Annotated in this window: 17 protein-coding genes; 15 read left to right on the top strand and 2 right to left on the bottom strand. The window is 65.8% G+C overall.

Annotated features, from left to right (window positions below; genetic code table 11):
• Positions 1 to 83 precede the first annotated feature (83 nt).
• Positions 84 to 1,745 (bottom strand): phenylacetic acid degradation protein PaaN, encoded by a 1,662-nt coding sequence (gene paaN / locus BLU32_RS09380; RefSeq protein WP_093806424.1) that lies wholly within the window; start codon positions 1,743 to 1,745, stop codon positions 84 to 86.
• 331 nt (positions 1,746 to 2,076) lie between these two features.
• Here paaN and paaG point away from each other — a divergent pair, with 331 nt between their 5' ends.
• From paaG to BLU32_RS09350, 6 genes are all read left to right on the top strand, one after another.
• Positions 2,077 to 2,886 (top strand): 2-(1,2-epoxy-1,2-dihydrophenyl)acetyl-CoA isomerase PaaG, encoded by an 810-nt coding sequence (gene paaG / locus BLU32_RS09375; protein ID WP_093810815.1) that lies wholly within the window; start codon positions 2,077 to 2,079, stop codon positions 2,884 to 2,886.
• Positions 2,883 to 3,347, top strand: a complete 465-nt coding sequence (gene paaI / locus BLU32_RS09370) for a hydroxyphenylacetyl-CoA thioesterase PaaI (RefSeq protein WP_197673730.1) — start codon at positions 2,883 to 2,885, stop codon at positions 3,345 to 3,347. Before paaG ends, paaI begins: the two co-directional genes overlap by 4 nt.
• 111 nt (positions 3,348 to 3,458) lie before the next feature.
• Entirely contained in the window at positions 3,459 to 4,772 is a 1,314-nt protein-coding gene (gene paaK / locus BLU32_RS09365; RefSeq protein WP_093806422.1) for a phenylacetate--CoA ligase PaaK, read from the top strand.
• Between the two features lie 80 nt (positions 4,773 to 4,852).
• Complete coding sequence (locus tag BLU32_RS09360) at positions 4,853 to 5,452, top strand: TetR/AcrR family transcriptional regulator (RefSeq protein ID WP_093806420.1); 600 nt, start codon at positions 4,853 to 4,855, stop codon at positions 5,450 to 5,452.
• Between the two features lie 210 nt (positions 5,453 to 5,662).
• Positions 5,663 to 6,235 carry a hypothetical protein gene (locus BLU32_RS09355; RefSeq protein ID WP_157727595.1) on the top strand — a complete coding sequence of 191 codons (573 nt, stop codon included), beginning with the start codon at positions 5,663 to 5,665 and terminating at the stop codon, positions 6,233 to 6,235.
• 140 nt (positions 6,236 to 6,375) lie between these two features.
• Positions 6,376 to 7,365, top strand: a complete 990-nt coding sequence (locus BLU32_RS09350; protein WP_093806416.1) for an ornithine cyclodeaminase family protein — start codon at positions 6,376 to 6,378, stop codon at positions 7,363 to 7,365.
• A 208-nt stretch (positions 7,366 to 7,573) separates the two neighbouring features.
• Here the strand turns inward: BLU32_RS09350 and BLU32_RS09345 are convergent, their stop codons facing one another.
• Entirely contained in the window at positions 7,574 to 8,542 is a 969-nt protein-coding gene (locus BLU32_RS09345) for a LysR family transcriptional regulator (protein ID WP_093806414.1), read from the bottom strand.
• A gap of 95 nt (positions 8,543 to 8,637) precedes the next feature.
• On the opposite strand from BLU32_RS09345, the gene BLU32_RS09340 reads away from it, so the two are divergent.
• The 9 genes from BLU32_RS09340 to BLU32_RS09300 all read left to right on the top strand — a co-directional run bounded on the left by BLU32_RS09340 (position 8,638) and on the right by BLU32_RS09300 (position 17,571).
• A complete protein-coding gene (locus tag BLU32_RS09340; protein WP_093806412.1) occupies positions 8,638 to 9,504 on the top strand; it encodes an ABC transporter permease in 867 nt (288 codons plus the stop codon).
• Positions 9,504 to 10,289 carry an ABC transporter permease gene (locus BLU32_RS09335; protein ID WP_093806410.1) on the top strand — a complete coding sequence of 262 codons (786 nt, stop codon included), beginning with the start codon at positions 9,504 to 9,506 and terminating at the stop codon, positions 10,287 to 10,289. The genes BLU32_RS09340 and BLU32_RS09335 overlap by 1 nt, the downstream gene beginning before the upstream one ends.
• Positions 10,290 to 10,332: 43 nt before the next feature.
• Positions 10,333 to 11,472: an extracellular solute-binding protein gene (locus BLU32_RS09330; protein WP_093806408.1), complete on the top strand. Its 1,140-nt coding sequence runs from the start codon at positions 10,333 to 10,335 to the stop codon at positions 11,470 to 11,472.
• An 81-nt stretch (positions 11,473 to 11,553) separates the two neighbouring features.
• Entirely contained in the window at positions 11,554 to 12,645 is a 1,092-nt protein-coding gene (locus tag BLU32_RS09325; protein ID WP_093806406.1) for an ABC transporter ATP-binding protein, read from the top strand.
• Positions 12,645 to 14,000, top strand: coding sequence for an aspartate aminotransferase family protein (locus BLU32_RS09320; protein ID WP_093806404.1), 1,356 nt, complete (start codon positions 12,645 to 12,647; stop codon positions 13,998 to 14,000). The genes BLU32_RS09325 and BLU32_RS09320 overlap by 1 nt, the downstream gene beginning before the upstream one ends.
• A gap of 31 nt (positions 14,001 to 14,031) precedes the next feature.
• Positions 14,032 to 14,958, top strand: a complete 927-nt coding sequence (locus BLU32_RS09315; RefSeq protein ID WP_093806402.1) for a 3-keto-5-aminohexanoate cleavage protein — start codon at positions 14,032 to 14,034, stop codon at positions 14,956 to 14,958.
• Positions 14,955 to 15,449 (top strand): GNAT family N-acetyltransferase, encoded by a 495-nt coding sequence (locus BLU32_RS09310; protein ID WP_093806400.1) that lies wholly within the window; start codon positions 14,955 to 14,957, stop codon positions 15,447 to 15,449. The genes BLU32_RS09315 and BLU32_RS09310 overlap by 4 nt, the downstream gene beginning before the upstream one ends.
• The gene (locus tag BLU32_RS09305) at positions 15,446 to 16,468 is read left to right on the top strand and encodes a histone deacetylase family protein (RefSeq protein ID WP_093806398.1); all 1,023 of its coding nucleotides are present in this window, start codon (positions 15,446 to 15,448) and stop codon (positions 16,466 to 16,468) included. Before BLU32_RS09310 ends, BLU32_RS09305 begins: the two co-directional genes overlap by 4 nt.
• A complete protein-coding gene (locus tag BLU32_RS09300; RefSeq protein WP_093806396.1) occupies positions 16,468 to 17,571 on the top strand; it encodes an FAD-binding oxidoreductase in 1,104 nt (367 codons plus the stop codon). The genes BLU32_RS09305 and BLU32_RS09300 overlap by 1 nt, the downstream gene beginning before the upstream one ends.
• Positions 17,572 to 17,605: the final 34 nt, after the last annotated feature.

Raw genomic sequence — 17,605 nt, 5'->3', positions numbered from 1 at the left:
GCCTTGCGGCCAGGCGTCTTGTTTTCAGGCTTTCAAAAAACCGGTCTCCCGTTGCCCGCGTCCCCCCAGACGCGGGAAGACCGCTACGCCGCGACCGGACGGCGCAGGGTTGCCACGCGGAAGCGATTGGCGACAAAGGCGCTGTCGCACAGACAGGCATTGCCGGCCGGGTTCGCGCCCGTGACGTGGTAGTCGGAAAAGGCGGCATTCTGATTGACGAAGACGCCGCCCGTGAGATTGACCGACAGGCCGACGCCGGCCGCGGCAAAGGCATCCGCCGCCTGGTCGATCATATCTTCGTCGGTGGCATAAAGTGCCGCGGTGATCGCACCCCGGTCGCGGGCCGAATTGGCCGCTCGCCGGATCGCATCGTTCGCATCCTCGGTCGCGATCAGGAAGCTGATCGGGCCGAAACGCTCTTCCAGATAGGCGCGCTCGTCCTTGGCATCGACGGCGAGGATCAGCGGCGTGGCGCAGCGCGCGCCGTCCATGCCCTCCACGGGCGCGCTGTCGCGCACCACCCGTCCGAGCGAGCGGGCCTTGGCGATCCGCTCGATGGTCGCCGGGTTCTGGACCGCGCCGAGCACGCCTGCGGCGCGCTGCGGATCTCCGAGCAGTTTGTCCATCGCGACCTTGATCGCCTCGCCCACCTCGGCGAAGGACTTGTGGCCCTCATCGGTCACGATGCCGCCAAGCGGAATATAGACGTTTTGCGGCGCGGTGCACATCTGGCCCGAGTAGAGCGCCAGCGAGAAGGCGACATTTCCGGCCAGCCCGCGCAGGTTGTCCGTGCCGGTGACGACGATGGAATTGACGCCGGCCTCTTCGGTGTAGACGAGCTTGTCGCGGGCGTTTTCGCGCACCCATTGGCCGAAGGTGGGCGAGCCGGTGAAGTCGACGATGGCGATGTCCTTGTGCGTCACCAGATCCTTGGTGATCGGCGCATCGGCATCGTCTGCGGCCAGAAGCAGCACGTTCGGATCGAAACCGGCCTCGGCGAGCACCTCCCGGCCGATCTTCACCGTCAGCGCCATCGGCAGGATCGCGCCGGGATGCGGTTTGGCGATCACGGCATTGCCGGTGGCGAGGCTGGCGAACAGGCCCGGATAGGTGTTCCACGTCGGGAAGGTGGCGCAGCCGATGGCGAGCGCGACGCCGCGCGGGATCAGGCGGAAGCGCTTGTCAAGAACGATCGGATCCTTGGAGCCTTGCGGCTTTTCCCAACGCACCTCGCCCGGCACCTTCGACATTTCGTCAAAGGCATAGGCGAGCGCTTCCAGTCCTCGGTCCTGGGCATGCGGGCCGCCAGCCTGAAACGCCATCATGAAGGCCTGGCCGGAGGTGTGCATCACCGCATTGGCGAAGAGGAAGCTCTGCGCGTTGATGCGCGCCAGGATCTCCAGGCACACGCCCATCCGGTCCTCGACGGACGCCGCCGCCCAGCCGCCCATCGCCGTCAGGGCGGCAGAGACCAGCGTGTCCGGATCGGATTTCGGATAGGAGATCGCCAGATCGAGGCCGTAGGGGCTGACCTCATGGCCGACGGTTCCGTCCGCGCCCGGCTGGTCGAGCTCGAAGGGCCTGCCGATCAGCGCCTTGAATGCGGCCTCGCCATCGTCCTTGGCGGTTTCGCCATAGACCTTGCCGGAGGGCATTTCCGGATAGGCGGAGAAGAAGCCACGGGTGTGGATCGCCTCGATCGCCTTGTCCAGCGTGTCCTTGTGCCTGTCGAAAAACGCGGCCATGCCTCTCTCCCTGTTTGGTGCGCGCAAGGAAGCCGATCGCGAGGCTCGAGGTCGGTGAGCTCCGGACCGCCTCCGTGAAGCGCGCCGTCCCGGTCCGTCGCCGCGCGTCTCGCGCCGCTTCCGCCGGGGTTCGAAATGTTGGTGCTGCTCGTGATTGACAGCGCCCGATTGACGATCATAATAATTAACCGACCGGTTGGTCAGTCAAGTTAAAAATGACAAGCGACCGTTCCGACCGTGTTCTTTCGGCAATTGCCGGTGAGCATGCGGCGCCACGGGAGAGGCAGGCAAGGGAGGCCATATGGACGAGGGACAGACGGGCGAGGGGGCGATGGATGCGCCGGTTCTCGTCGAGCGTGACGGGGGCGTGCTCGTCGTCACGCTGAACCGGCCGGACAAGCTCAACTCCTTCAACGAGGCGATGCATGCCGCGCTTCGCGACGCGCTGGATGTTGCCGAGACCGATGCGACCGTTCGTGCGCTGCTGGTCACCGGCGCTGGGCGCGGCTTCTGCGCCGGCCAGGATCTCGGCGACCGGGTCGCCTCCGACGACGGCACGCCGCCGGACCTTACCCAGACCATCGAGGCCAACTACAATCCGCTGATCCGCCGGCTGAAGGCGCTGCCGAAGCCCGTCATCTGCGCCGTCAACGGCGTCGCTGCGGGGGCGGGGGCCAACATCGCGCTTGCCTGCGACATCGTGCTGGCCGGTGAAAGCGCCAAGTTCATCCAGGCGTTCTCCAAAATCGGGCTGGTGCCGGATTCCGGCGGCACATGGTCGCTGCCGCAGCTTGTCGGACTGGCGCGCGCCAAGGCGCTTGCGATGCTGGCAACACCCGTGCCGGCAAGACAGGCCGAGGACTGGGGCATGATCTGGAAGGCCGTGCCCGACACGGACCTGATGGCGGAAGCGCGCAAGCTTGCGTCCTCGCTTGCCGAGGCGCCGACGTTCGGGCTCGGGCTGATCAAGCAGGCGATGGAAGCGGCGACCGACAATACGCTCGACGCGCAGCTCGATCTGGAGCGCGACCTTCAGGGCCGCGCCGGGCGCTCGCCCGACTACCGCGAGGGCGTTGCCGCCTTCATGGCCAAGCGGCCGCCGGCGTTCACCGGCAAGGCACCCGAGGGAGAGACATCATGAGCGCGCCCGTATCTGCCGAGGGTCTCGATCCGACCGCGCTCGCCCGCGCCTGCGCCGATGCCATGTGGGCCGACGACAAGGCCAGCCAGGGGCTCGGCATGGAGATCGTCGAGGTCGGGCCTGGCCGCGCCGTGATCGCCATGACCGTGCGCGACGCGATGGTCAACGGCCATGGCATCTGCCATGGCGGCTTCGTCTTCACGCTGGCAGACAGCGCCTTCGCCTTTGCCTGCAACAGCCACAACCAGTCGACCGTGGCGAGCCACTGCGCGGTCGCCTTCCTGCGGCCCGGCAAGCTCGGCGAGCGCCTGGTCGCGACGGCGCATGAGCGCTGGCGCGAGGGCCGGTCGGGGATCACCGACGTGACGGTCGCCAACGCGGACGGCGAGACGATCGCGGAATTTCGCGGCAACTCGCGCACCATTCGCGGCACGCTCATTCCGGAGACGGCGGGAGGCTGAACCCGGTTTCTTTCCAGCGGCGGATGGCGGGGCGAACGCACTCCGGGCCGCCGCTGCGAGGCCCATACGATCTGAAAAACAAGACCAAGTACATCAGTCGGGAGGACACCCATGTACGACCTGTCGCCCAAGCCCGGCGAGCTCGACCCCATCGAGACCGCATCCCGGGACGAAATTTCCGCGCTTCAACTGGAGCGCCTGAAGTGGTCCGTGCGCCACGCCTATGAAAACGTGGCGCATTACCGCAAGAGCTTCGACGAGGCGGGGGTTCATCCCGACGACCTGAAGACGCTGGCAGATCTGGCGAAGTTTCCCTTCACCGCCAAGCAGACGCTGCGCGATAACTACCCCTTCGGCCTGTTCGCCGTCCCGCGCGAGGAGGTGGTGCGGGTGCATGCCTCTTCGGGCACGACGGGAAAGCCGACGGTGGTCGGCTACACGCGAAACGACATCAAGACCTGGTCGACCGTGGTGGCCCGCTCGCTGCGCGCCGCCGGTGCGCGCAAGGGCATGATCTGTCATGTCGCCTATGGCTACGGCCTCTTCACCGGCGGTCTCGGTGCACACTACGGCGCGGAGGAACTCGGCATGACGGTGGTGCCGATTTCCGGCGGCATGACCGAGCGCCAGGTGACGCTGATCGAGGACTTCAGGCCCGACGTCATCATGGTGACGCCGTCCTACATGCTGGCGATCCTCGACGAATACAAGGCACGCGGCATCGACCCGCGCTCGTCCTCGCTGAAGCTTGGCGTCTTTGGCGCCGAACCCTGGACCAATGCCATGCGAGAGGAAATCGAGCAGGCCTTCGACATGCATGCCGTCGACATCTACGGCCTGTCGGAGGTGATGGGACCGGGCGTTGCCAACGAATGCGTGGAGACCAAGGACGGGCTGCACATCTGGGAGGATCATTTCTATCCCGAGATCATCGATCCGCTGACCGGCGAGGTCCTGCCCGACGGCGAGGTCGGCGAGCTGGTCTTCACCTCGCTCACCAAGGAGGCGATGCCGGTAGTCCGCTACCGTACCCGCGACCTGACGCGGCTGCTGCCGGGCACCGCGCGCTCCATGCGGCGGATGGAAAAGGTGACGGGCCGCTCCGACGACATGATGATCGTGCGCGGCGTCAACGTCTTTCCCACCCAGATCGAGGAACAGCTGTTTCGCGTCGAGGGGCTGTCGCCGCATTATCAGGTTGAACTGACACGCACGGGGCGGATGGACGAAATGACCGTCCACGTCGAGGCCCTTGCCTCCCATGCCGATGACGCGCACCGGGCCTCCGCCGCCGCGGAGCTGCGCGCCCATCTGAAAAACGTGATCGGCGTCAGCGCGCGTATCCACGTTGCCGACCCGGATGCGCTGGAGCGGTCGATGGGCAAGGCGAAACGCGTTGTCGACAACCGGCCGAAGGAGACCTAAGGAAACGGTCAGCCGGACAGGCCTGCAGAATTCGGCGCGGCGGCGGGAGGGCCATCGCCGCGCGAGCAACGGAGAACGATATGGCGCGGCCGCGCGCGGACGATTACGACGACAAGCGCAAGGCGATCCTGAAGACCTCGGCGGAGCTGTTTGCCGAGCACGGCTACGATCGTGCCTCGATGAACCAGATTGCCAGGGGCTGCGGCGTTTCCAAGGCGCTCGTCTATCACTATTACGCCAACAAGGACGCGCTGCTGTTCGACATCATCCGCGATCATCTTGACGAGCTGATTGCGGCTGTGCAGGACGCGGCGCCGGCCACTGCATCCGGCGAAACCCGCCTGCAGGCCTATGTCGGGGCGCTGCTCGACGCCTATCGCGACGCCAATGCCGAACACAAGATCCAGATCAACGAGATGAAGCGCCTGCCGCCGGAGCAGCAGGAGGAGCTGAAGGAGCGTGAGCGCGCGCTGGTCAAGCTTTTCGCCGGCGCCCTGACGCAGGCCGTGCCGGAACTCGGCAACGGCTCCCATCTTTTGAAACCCGTCACCATGAGCCTCTTCGGCATGGTCAACTGGCACTATCTCTGGTTTCGCGACGGCGGTCCCGTCAGCCGCGAGGACTATGCCGAGATCGCCACACGGCTCATTCTCGACGGCGCGCGCAGCCTTGCGGCCTGAGTTCCGCGGTACGCGTTTCGAGATTGTATTTTGAAATCCATCGACCTATGATTGCGGTTCCTGGTCGCGCCGCCGGCGCGTTCATGCCGGGCGGCGCGTATCTTGGCGCCGGGCTGTCGACTTGCAAACCGGGTCGACGGCGTCGCCCGCAAGGCAGCGTCAGGCAACGCCGCATTGTCCATCCTTGTGCGGCGGGATCAAGGGGCGTTCATGCTGACACGACGGCACCTGCTTGGAACGATCGCGCTGGCCGCCACCGCGGCCGGGGCGTCGGTTGCGGTGCGTCCCACCAGCGCGAGGTCCATTCCGGATCTTGAGCCCGTCCTGTCGGGGCGGTTCGCCGAGGAACGACCGCTTTTTGCCCGCATGCGCGGCCTGTCGGGGACTCTGATCGATCTTCGCACGGGTTACGTCGGGCCGTTCGGTTACGAGCACGGAGCATGGCGGAGACGCGCGCTCGATGCCTGGCGGCAGGCCTATGGCCAGACGCCCGAGGAGGGGTTCGCGGCCGCGCAACGAGAGGTTCCGCCGTTTCTGTCACGCAGCGACGGCCGCTGGTTCGGCGACGCCGCACCCGGGAAGGTCGAGCAGACGGCCGCGGGCTTCGCCGACTGGACGACCCGCATCGGCATTCGCGAGGACAGCCGTCTCTATGAGGACATGATCCTCGCGCAGGGTGCCATGGCCCTGCTCCTGTCGATGCGCACACCGGAGGCGCGGGCGGCGCGAAGCCTCGCCGTGTTCGACGGTCTCACCTGGATCTGGCCGTTCTGCGGCGGGTGAGCGGCACGGTCGGCCGACTGTCGTGCGACCCAGAGGTCTCTGGACCCGCCCGCAACGGACGGTCATGATCGCGCTCGTCGGGCCGGGCGAATCGCCCGCGTCCGGCAAGCGCATCGGAAATCGTCAGGGGGACCCTCATCATGCTGCAACTCGACCCGCAGGCCACGCGCGATGCATTGCAATGGCGTGATTTGATCGAGGCGCTTCGGGCGATGTTCCGCGACGGCTGCGAGATGCCGGTGCGCCACCATCACGATTTCGAGGTGCCGGGCGAGACGAACGGCACGTTGCTCTTGATGCCGGCGTGGGTGCCGGGACGCTATCTCGGCGTCAAGCTGGCGACGGTGGTGCCGGGCAACAGCGACCGCGGCCTGCCGGCGGTGATGGCAAGCTACATGCTCTCCGACGCGAAGACCGGGGAACTGCGCGCCCTCGTCGACGGCGGCGAACTGACCGCGCGGCGCACGGCGGCGGCCTCCGCGCTGGCGGCCGATTATCTGGCGCGCGACGACGCGCGCCATCTCGTCATCGTCGGAACCGGCCGGCTTTCGGTCAATCTGGCGGCCGCCCATTCCACCGTCCGGCCGCTGTCGCGCATTTCGGTCTGGGGCCGCAATCCGGAAAAGGCGGAAAGCGTCGCCCAAGAGATTTCGGACACCGTCGGCATCTTTGCGACCGCGACCCAGGACCTGGAAGAGGCGGTCGGCTCGGCCGACATCGTCTCTGCCGCCACGCTGTCCGAAACCCCGCTCATTCTTGGCGAGTGGCTGCCTGCCGGTTGTCATGTGGATCTGGTCGGCGCGTTCAAGCCGACGATGCGCGAGACAGACGATGCGGCCGTGTCGCGGGCGCGCGTCTTCGTCGACACGCGCGCCGGTGCGCTCAAGGAAGGTGGCGACATCGTGCAGGCGCTTGCATCCGGCGCGCTCACCGAGGACGCCGTGGAGGGCGATCTCTTCGATCTGACGCGCGACGTCAAGGCGGTGCTGCGCGACCCCGACGACATCACGCTGTTCAAGTCTGTCGGCGCGGCGCTGGAGGATCTCGCCGGCGCGATCCTGGCCTATGAGACGGCCTCCGAAGGCGCACGGGCGGCGTCCGCCTCCGCCCGGAAACTCCCGCTGATGTAAGGTCCCCGGCGCGGGGACAAGGGATCGGGGCCGGGCGCAGGCGCTTCGCGGGATATCCCCGCGTGCAGCACTTCTCCTCGTTCCGTCGCCTTGCGTGCGAAACACATCAATCTCGCTTGTTTTTCGATCAAGATTCGCAAATTTCGGCACAGAATTAAGCGATATTGATCGTGCCCCGATCTCGCCACAATCAGGGCGGCGCGGCGCCTCAGACGTAGGTTCGCGCCTCGATGGGCGTTGCCTCGATGCGCCGCAGAAGCTCTTCCAGAAGCGCGGTCTCTGCCCGGTTCATCGCCGCCTTCGGGTTCCACACCACATGAACGTCGATCGGCGGCATGTCGTCATAGGGCGGCAATTGCCACAGGAGGCCGTCCTCGATGTCGCGGCGCACGACATGCACCGGCAGCGGCCCGACGCCGAGACCGGCGATGATCATCCGCCGCACCTCCTCCAGATGGGCCGACGTGCCGACGATGCGGTCTTCAAGCTGCGCATCAGCGCGCATCAGGGTCACGGGGCGCAGCGCGTCGCTCATCCGGTCGGTGACGAAACTGACCGACGAATGGCCGACGAGATCGGCCTTGGTCAGCCCGGCGCGGCCGAACAGCGGATGGCCCGGACCGCAGAACAGCCCGAAGAATTCGCGGTAGAGCCGTCGGTATTCGAGCCGCGGGCTCTTGTCGTGCACCAGGCAGACACCCAGCGAGGCCCGCCGCGCCATCACGGCGTCGAGCCCGTCCCGGCTTGCGGAAACGTCGATCGAAAGCGTCGCGTTGGGATGGGCGGTGTGAAACGCGGTCAAGGCCTCGTCGAAGACGGGACACACCACATGGCTCGCCATGGCGATGCGAACATGGCCGCGCACCTCGTTGGCGACCTCGCGCATCAAGGTGCCGAGCCGGAGCACCGCGCCATGAATGTCGACCACCTCGCGCTGGAGCAGCGTACCGGCCGCCGTCAGCCGGAAGCGGCCGGGCGAGCGATCGATCAGCCGCTTGCCCAGTTGCTCTTCCAGGCGCTTGAGGGCGGAGGAGACCGTCGGCTGCTTCAGGCCGAGCCGTTCCGCCGCGTCGGTGACGCTGGCGGATTCGCCCAGAACGAGAAACGTGCGCAGCAGGTTCCAGTCCAGATTGCGGGCAAGGCGTTCGGGCGGCTGGTCGGGGGATCGCGTGATCATAGGTTTTGTCAATTTCCAAGATAGCGATTATCTATTTGAACAATGATAGAGGGGGTGCCACGCTCTGCGCAACAACAGGACGGGGGAATTTGCCCATGACGGTTGAAGCGCGGGAGGCGCGGCAACCCTATCTGCTGCTCAGTCCCGCAATGGTTGCGGTGACGCTGCTGCTTCTGGTGCCGCTCGCTTTCATCGTCGTCTATTCGTTCTGGCTGCGCACCGCGACGGGTGCGGATCAGGCCGGCTTCTTCCTCGACAACTGGCAAGAGGCGCTCTCCGACGCCTTCTATCGCGACATTCTTCTCAACACCTTGAAGATCGCCGGCATCACCACGCTGGTCTGCGCCATCATGGGCTATCCGGCCGCCTATGTGATCGCGCGCTCGCGCGGCAACAAGGCGGTTCTGCTGCTCCTGCTGATGCTGCCGTTCTGGATCAGCTACATCATCCGCACGATGTCCTGGATCAACATCCTGGGCGCGTCGGGCGCGATCAATTCCGCGCTGATCTGGGTCGGCATCACCGACGAGCCGATACAGATGCTTTACAACGAGGCGAGCGTCATTCTGGGGCTGGTGCATTTCCTGCTGCCCTTCATGATCCTCAACATCTACGTCAGCCTCGACGGCATCGACACGACGCTGGAGGACGCCGCCTGTTCGCTCGGGGCGACACGCTGGCGCACATTCCTTGAAGTCACGCTGCCGCTGTCGCTGCCCGGTCTTGCCGCCGGCGGGCTGCTCGCCTTCGTGCTGGGGGCTGGCACCTACATAACGCCGATCGTGCTTGGCGGGCCGACGGACGCGATGTTCGCCAACCTCGTCTTCGAGGCGATCATCACCCAGTTGAACTGGCCGCTCGGCTCCGCACTCTCCTTGATGCTGCTCGCCGTGCTCGGCGCGCTGGTGCTGCTCTACAACCACTTCCTCGGCATGGGGCAACTGATGAAGGGGCTTGGCTGATGGGATGGCACCTGCTGCGCGGATGGACGGTTCTGGTCTATCTCTTCATGTTCCTGCCGATCATGGTGGTGGTGCTCTTGAGCTTCAACGCCAGCCAGTTCGGCAGCTTCCCGATGACGGGCGTTTCGTTTCGCTGGTTTATCGAACTCGCGGAAAACGAGGCGATCCTGCGCGCCTTTCGCACCTCCATCGTGCTCGGGCTCTTGACCTCGGCGATCTCGACGACCATCGGCGTGCTCGCGAGCCTTGCGCTGGTGCGCTACAACGTGCCGGCGCGCAACGCGATCTCGACGCTCCTGATCGCGCCGATCCTGGTGCCGGAGGTGGTGCTTGCCGTGGCGCTGCTGCTCTTCCTCAACGCGCTGTCGGTCAACAAGAGCTTCGCGCTGCTTTTGGCCGGCCATGTCATCTTCACGCTGCCCTTCGTCATTCTGGTGGTGCAGGCACGTCTCGTCGGCATCCGCCGCGATGTCGAGGAGGCGGCGATGAGCCTGGGCGCCAGCCCCATCCAGACCTTCTTCCAGGTGACGCTGCCGCTGCTTGCACCGGCGGTTTTCGCCGGCATGCTGTTCGCGTTCACGATCAGCTTCGACGACATCACCGGCACGCTGTTCTGGAAGCCGGGGGGCGTGGAAACCGTCCCCACCCAGATCTTCGCCATGCTGCGCAATTCGATCTCTCCGGAGATCAACGCGCTCGGCACGGTGATGATTTTCCTGACCGCCGGGCTGCCGCTTGTCGGCATTGCCATCGCCCGGCGTCTGGCGCTCAAGCGCGGCGGCTAGAACCGCGCTGGCACCTCGAACCCACTCCAGAGAGGACCTTGTTATGGACAATACAAAACGTTACGAGCGATTGCGCGAACGCTACATGAATGGCGGGATCGACCGCCGCAGCTTTCTCGGCCTGATCGGCGCGGCCGGGCTTGCCTATGGCGTGCAGACGCCGTTCGCGCGTGGCGCGCTGGCAGCGACCGAACAGGTGCGCTTCGACGGCTGGGGCGGCGTGGTTTCCGAAGCCTTTCGCGAGTACGCCTTCGATCCCTATACGGAAAAGACGGGCATCACCGTGGTCGACGGCACCTTCGGCGGCGGCGACGAGTATCTGTCGCGGGTCAAGGCGAGCCAGCCGGGCGAATACAACATTGCCCATCTGTCCGGCGTCTTCGACTATGCGCGCTATCACAATCTCGGGCTGTCCTCGACGCTCAACGAAGACAATATTCCGAACCTGAAATACGTCATTCCCAAGCTTGTCGATGTGTTCCGCAACGTGACCGACGGGGCGCTGTCCTGCGTGCCCTACGACTACGGCACCACGGGGCTTGCCTACAATCGCAAGCACATCTCCGACGAGGAGATGAAGGAGAAGGGCGCGAACATCCTTCTCGACGAGCGCTTCAAGGACAAGATCGCCGGCTGGAGCGACTGGCGCACGCGCATCTGGTACGCCTCGCTGCAGACCGGTCAGGACCCGAACGGCGCGACCGACATGGATGCGGTCTGGGAGGCGGTGCGCGCCCACCGCGATCTGTTGCTGAAGTACTGGAGTTCCGGCGCCGAGCTGATGAGCCTTCTGGCGGAAGAAGAGATCTATGTGACCGAGGCCTGGTCGGGCCGCGTCTACGCGCTGCAGGAGCAGGGCCACGACATCGGTTACATGGATCCGCCCAACGGCTTCGGCTGGCAGGAGTGCCTCTTCGTCATGAAGGATTCCCCGATGGAGCCTTGCGAGGAGCTCCTGAACTTCATGCTGGCGCCGGAAACCTCCATTGCCGTTGCGGAAGGACAGAGCTACCCGCCGGCGCTCGACCCGACCAAGGTCGATCTTGGCGAAAAGATCCCGAAGCTGCCGGCCTTCGATCCGACCGGCAAGCTCGACGGGCTGACCTTCGCCGATCCGGCCTACTGGAACGGTCACGAGCAGGAGTGGTCGAAGCTCTTCGGCCGCATCCAGAAGGGCTACTGAGCCTGAGCGGCGCCGGCAGGCCCATGAAAACGGACCCGCCGGCGCCGACGACTTTTCCCGATCCTTGAACGGAGTGAGCCCGTGGGCGCCGTCACGCTTCAAAACATCGTCAAACGCTTTGGGTCCTTCACGGCGGTTCATCCGATGTCGCTGGAGATCCCGGAAGGAACGTTTGTCAGTCTTCTCGGCCCGTCCGGCTGCGGCAAGACGACGACGCTGCGCATGATCGCCGGACTGCTCGATCCGAGCGAAGGCGACATCGAGATCAACGGTCGGCGGATCAACGATGTGCCGATCCACAAGCGCAATCTCGGGCTTGTCTTCCAGAATTACGCGCTGTTTCCCCATCGAACGATCGCCGAAAATGTTGCCTTCGGGCTCAAGTTTCGCGGGATCGACAAGGCGGAGCGCGACGAGCGGGTCAAGAAAGCGCTCGATCTGGTGCAGCTTCCCGATGTCGGCGACCGTTATCCCAAGCAGCTTTCCGGCGGCCAGCAGCAGCGCATCGCGCTGGCGCGCGCCATCGTCATCGAGCCGGACGTTCTGCTGCTCGACGAGCCGCTGTCGGCGCTCGATGCGAACCTGCGCGAGGACATGCGCGTGGAACTGAAGCGCATCCAGCACCAGATCGGCATCACCACCGTCTTCGTCACCCACGACCAGGCCGAGGCTTTGGCCCTTTCCGACCGGATCGTCGTGATGAGCAACGGACGGGTGGAACAGGTCGGCGCGCCGGAGGACGTCTACACGACGCCGGCGACCGAATTCGTTGCGCGGTTCCTGGGCGCCTCCAACATTCTGCCCTCGACCTGCACCGGCACCGATCAGACCACTGTCGCGCTCGACAATTCCGCCTTCGGCAAGCTGGTGCTGCCGCGCGCGCGCGCGCCGCATGTCTCGGGGCCGGGCGCGGTCAAGCTTGCGGTGCGTGCCGAAAAGCTGAACATCGTGACGCCGGGGGCGGCGGCGGCTGTCGGCGAAGAGGAAGTCAGCGTGCCGGGCGTGGTGGAAACGGTGGACTATCAAGGGCTTGCGGCCCGTTACTTCGTGCGGGTCGGCAACGAACAGCTTCAGGCGATCAACATGATCGACGGGAGCCCGTTTGCGGAAGGGGAAGCGGTGGACGTGCGGCTCAGGCCGCGCGACTGCACCATCCTGGCGGAGGCGGCGTGATGTCTGCGCCCGCCAAGAGCCACCTGTTTTATCAAAGCCGGCGGCGACGACCGCAGCTCGACCGGGCGCGCGGCGTCTACATGTGGGACGTCGACGGCAAGCGCTATCTCGACGGATCATCGGGCGCGATGGTCTGCAATATCGGCCATTCCAACGAGCGGGTGCTGGAGGCGATGCGTCGCCAGATGGAGAAATCGACCTTCGGCTACCGCCTTCATTTCGAAACCGAACCGGCGGAAAACCTGGCCCGCCTGACGGCGCAGCGCGCGCCGGAGGGACTGGACAAGGTGTTCTTCGTGTCCGGCGGCTCGGAGGCGGTGGAAAGCGCCATCAAGCTTGCCCGGCAGCATGCCATCGCGACGGGCGATGCGCAGCGATACAAGGTGATCTCGCGCCAGCCGAGCTATCACGGATGCACGCTTGGCGCGCTCGCGCTCACCGGCTATGCGCCGCTGACCGCGCCCTTCGATCCGATGATGCGGCCGATGCCGAAGATCCCGGCGCCGCGCGCCTATCTTGACGGTCTCGATCCCAACGACCTGGCGACCGGCCATCACTATGCCGACATGCTGGAAGCGCGTATCCGCGAGGAGGGGCCGGAAACGGTGCTCGCCTTCATGGTCGAGCCGATTGGCGGTGCCTCCACCGGCGCGCTGGTATCGCCGGCAGGCTACATGAAACGCGTGCGCGAGATCTGCGACCGCTACGGCGTGCTCCTGATCCACGACGAGGTGATGTGCGGCGGCGGGCGCACCGGACGCTTCTTCGCCGCCGAACACTATGACGTCGCGCCCGACATTCTCGTGGTCTCCAAGGGCTTTGCGGCGGGCTATGCGCCGCTTGGCGCGATGGTGGCGCATGAGCGCATCGTCGAGCCGGTGCTGGATGGCGGCGGCTTTTTGCACGGTTTCACCTATGCCGGAAATCCGCTGGCCTGCGCCGCCGGGCTTGCCGTTTTGGAAGAGATCGAGGCCGAAGGACTTTGCGCCAAAGCGGCTTCCGTCGGCGCGCTTTTGAAATCGCGGCTGGTCGAGCTGATGGAGCGTCATCCGCTGATCGGCGATGTGCGCGGTGAGGGGCTGCTGCTCGCCTTCGAGATGGTCAGCGACAAGGACACGCTTGCGCCGCTGCCGCGACAACTGAACGCCTATGACAAACTCGTGGAATATGCCTATGACGAGGGGCTGATCCTCTATTCGCGGCGCACGCGCGGCGGGTATGAGGGAGACCATTTTCTCGTCTGTCCGCCGATGATCACGACACCGGAGCAGGTCGACGAGATCATGGAGGGGCTTGAGCGCGCGCTTGAGCGTTTCCTTGCCGATGCTGCGCCGTATCTGCCGCGCGCTGCCTGATATCTGCCGCCTGAAAGACCGTACGTACACAATGACAAAAGCCATCATCACCTGCGCGGTGACCGGGTCGATCCACACGCCGACCATGTCACCGCACCTGCCCGTTACCGCACAGGATATCGCCGATCAGGCGGTGGAGGCGGCGGACGCGGGTGCTGCGATCCTGCATCTGCATGCGCGCGATCCCGAAACCGGGCATCCCTCGGCGCTGCCCGAGCATTTTCTGGGTTTTCTGCCGGAGGTCCGCACGCGCTGCGACGCGGTTCTCAATCTCACCACCGGCGGCAGCGCCATCATGGCGCTGGAGGACCGGCTCGCCGCGCCGCTCAGGATCGCGCCGGAGATGTGCTCGCTCAACATGGGGTCGATGAATTTCGCGCTCTATCCTATGGCTGCGCGCTTCGACAATTGGCTTCACGACTGGGAAAAGCCCTTCCTTGAGGAAAGCGACGACCTGGTCTTCAAGAACACGCCGCGCGACATCGCCCGTATCCTCCACGATCTCGGTACGGAGCGCGGCGCGCGCTTCGAGTTCGAATGCTACGACGTCGGTCATCTGCACATGCTGCGCCATTTCGCCGACCGGGGACTGGTGAAGCCGCCGTATTTCATCCAGTTCGTGTTCGGCGTGCTTGGCGGCATCGGCGCGGATCCTGAAAACCTGATGCACATGAAGCGGATGGCCGACAAGCTCTTTGGCGACGACTACATGTTCTCGGTGCTTGCCGCCGGACGCCAGCAGATCCCCTTTGCCTCGATCTCGGCGGCGATGGGCGGCAATGTCCGCGTCGGGCTGGAGGACAGCCTGTATATCGGGCGCGGCGAGCTTGCCGCCTCCAACGCCGAACAGGTGCGCAAGATCCGCAGGATCCTGGAGGAAATGGGGCGCGAGATCGCGACGCCCGCCGAGGCGCGCGCGATGCTGGGGCTTAAGGGCGCGGACAAGGTGGCGCTTTGAACAACGTTGAGACCATAACCATCCGTCGCGCGACCGCCGGGGATGCCGAGCGTTTGAATGCGGCGCTTTCCGAGTTGTCGCAGACCATCGGCGACGCCCATGAGGCGGATGCCGGCGCGCTCTTGCGTCACGGCTTCAACGATGTGCCGGCGTTTTCCGCCCTGATTGCGGAAACGGATGCTGGCGACCTGCGTGGCGCGCTGTTGTGCTCGCCGGTGTTTTCCACCACCTACGGTGGGGCGGGGGTCTATGTGTCCGACCTGTGGGTGTCGGACGACGCCCGCGGGCAGGGGCTCGGCCGCAGGCTGCTGGCCGCGGCCACCGAGATGGCGCCAGAGAGCTGGGACGTGCGGTTCCTCAAGCTCGCCGTCTATGACGACAATCCGCGCGCCGCCGCCTTTTACGACCGGCTCGGCTTTCGCGACGACCCGCGCGAGACCGTATTGCGCCTCGCAAAGACCGACTTCTATCGACTGACGGATGCGACATGAAAGCTATTCTCGACGACCGACAGGCTCGCCACGACCCGAAACACTTCATGGCCAACGGCACGGTGGCGGCAAACCCCGAACAGCCGAAGCGCATCGAGGTGCTACAGGGCGGCGCGCTTGCCGCCGGCTGCACGTTCTCCGCGCCGAAGGACCATGGCGCGGGGCCGATCGCTGCCATTCACTCGGCCGAATATCTGGTCTTTCTGGAGACGATCCACACCCGCTGGTCGCGCATGACGGATGCCTCCGACGAGGTGATCCCCAACATCCATCCGGACCGGCGCACGGCAAGCTATCCGCGCTCCGCCGTGGGCCAGGCAGGGTTCCATCAGGCCGACACGGCATGCCCGATTGCCGAAGGCACCTGGCAGTCGGCCTACTGGTCGGCGCAAACGGCGCTGACGGCAACCGATCTGGTCACCGGCGGGGAGCGCAGCGCCTATGCGCTGTGCCGCCCGCCGGGACACCACGCCTTCGGCGATCTCGCCGGCGGCTTCTGCTTCCTCAACAATGCCGCCATCGCCGCAGAGCATTTGCGCGCGCAGGGCCTCAGGCCCGCGATCCTCGACGTCGACGTGCATCACGGCAATGGCACGCAAGGGATCTTCTATGACCGCGCCGACGTGCTGACGGTCTCGATCCACGCCGATCCGATCCGGTTCTATCCCTTCTTCTGGGGGCACGCCCACGAGCGCGGCGAGGACGCGGGGCTTGGCTGCAACCTCAACCTGCCGCTTGCGCGCGGCACCGGCGATGACGATTACCTGACAACGCTGGAGACGGCGTTCGCGCATATCCGCGCCTTTGGGACCGACGTGCTGATCGTCGCGCTCGGCCTCGATGCGTCCGAAAACGATCCGCTGAAGGGGCTGGCGATCACCACTCCCGGATTTTCGCGCATGGGAGCAGCCATCGCCGGCATGGACCTGCCGACGGTTCTGGTGCAGGAAGGGGGATACCTGGCGCCGCAGCTCGGCGACAATCTCACGAGCTTCCTCACGGGCTTCAAGGGCGAATAATGCAGTCCAGCGACTTTCTGATCATCGGCGGCGGTATCGCCGGCGTCGGCGTGGCCGCGCATCTGGCGGACAGTGCGAGCGTCACCGTTCTGGAAACGGAGGATGCGCTCGGCCGTCACTCCACGGGCCGTTCGGCGGCGATCTTCATCAAGAACTATGGAAACGCCACGCTGCGGGCGTTGAACGCGGCGTCCGAGCAGGTGCTTGCCAGCGGCGGGGACTTCGCCGAGACCGGGTTCCTGTCGCCGCGCGGCGAGCTTGTGATCGCGATGGCCGATGAGGTCGATGCGCTCGACGCCTATCTGGCTGGCGCCGAGGGCATGGACGTCATCAGCCCGGCCGAGGCTGTGCGCATGGTGCCGATCCTGCGCGAGGAGCTGATCGCCAAGGCGGCGATGGAGCCGGATGCACGCGACATCGATGTCGACCGCTTGCTGCAATCCTTCGCCCGTCACGCAAAGCGCCTCGGTGCGCGTCTGGTGCAGAATGCCCCGGCGACCTCCATTCGCCGCGAGGGCGATGCGTGGCGTGTGGAAGCGGGCGGCGAGGTCTATCACGCATCCGTCCTGATCAATGCCGCCGGCGCGTGGGCGGATGAGGTGGCGGGTCTTGCCGGAGCCTCCAAGGTCGGCATGCAGGCAATGCGCCGCTCCGCCGCGATCCTGCCGGCGCCCGACGGTCATGACGTGTCGCGCTGGCCCGCGGTGGTGAGCGCCTCGGAAAGCTGGTACGCCAAGCCCGAGGCCGGCAAGCTGATGGTCTCGCCGGCGGACGAGGACCCGGTCGATCCGCACGACGCCTGGCCGGACGACATGGTGATGGCGGAGGGCCTCTACCGGTTCGAGACCGCGACCAATGTCCCGGTGACCCGTGTGGAACGCACCTGGGCGGGCCTGCGCAGTTTCGTGGCCGACCGCACGCCGGTCGCGGGTTTTGCGCCGGAAACACCGGGCTTCTTCTGGCTCGCAGGGCAGGGCGGTTACGGCATCCAGACGGCGCCGGCGCTGTCGCGGCTTGCCGCCGATATGTGCCTTGGCCGCGAGCCGGCGCTTGGCGCGACGGTGGTTTCCGCGCTAGACCCGGGACGGCTGGCACGAGTGTGACCGCGCAGCCGGTTGGTTTTCTTTCGCTTTCAAA

This window comes from Stappia sp. ES.058 (assembly GCF_900105595.1).
GTDB lineage: Bacteria > Pseudomonadota > Alphaproteobacteria > Rhizobiales > Stappiaceae > Stappia.
Note: the sequence above shows the minus strand (reverse complement) of the source record. Positions and strands in the feature narration are given on the sequence as shown.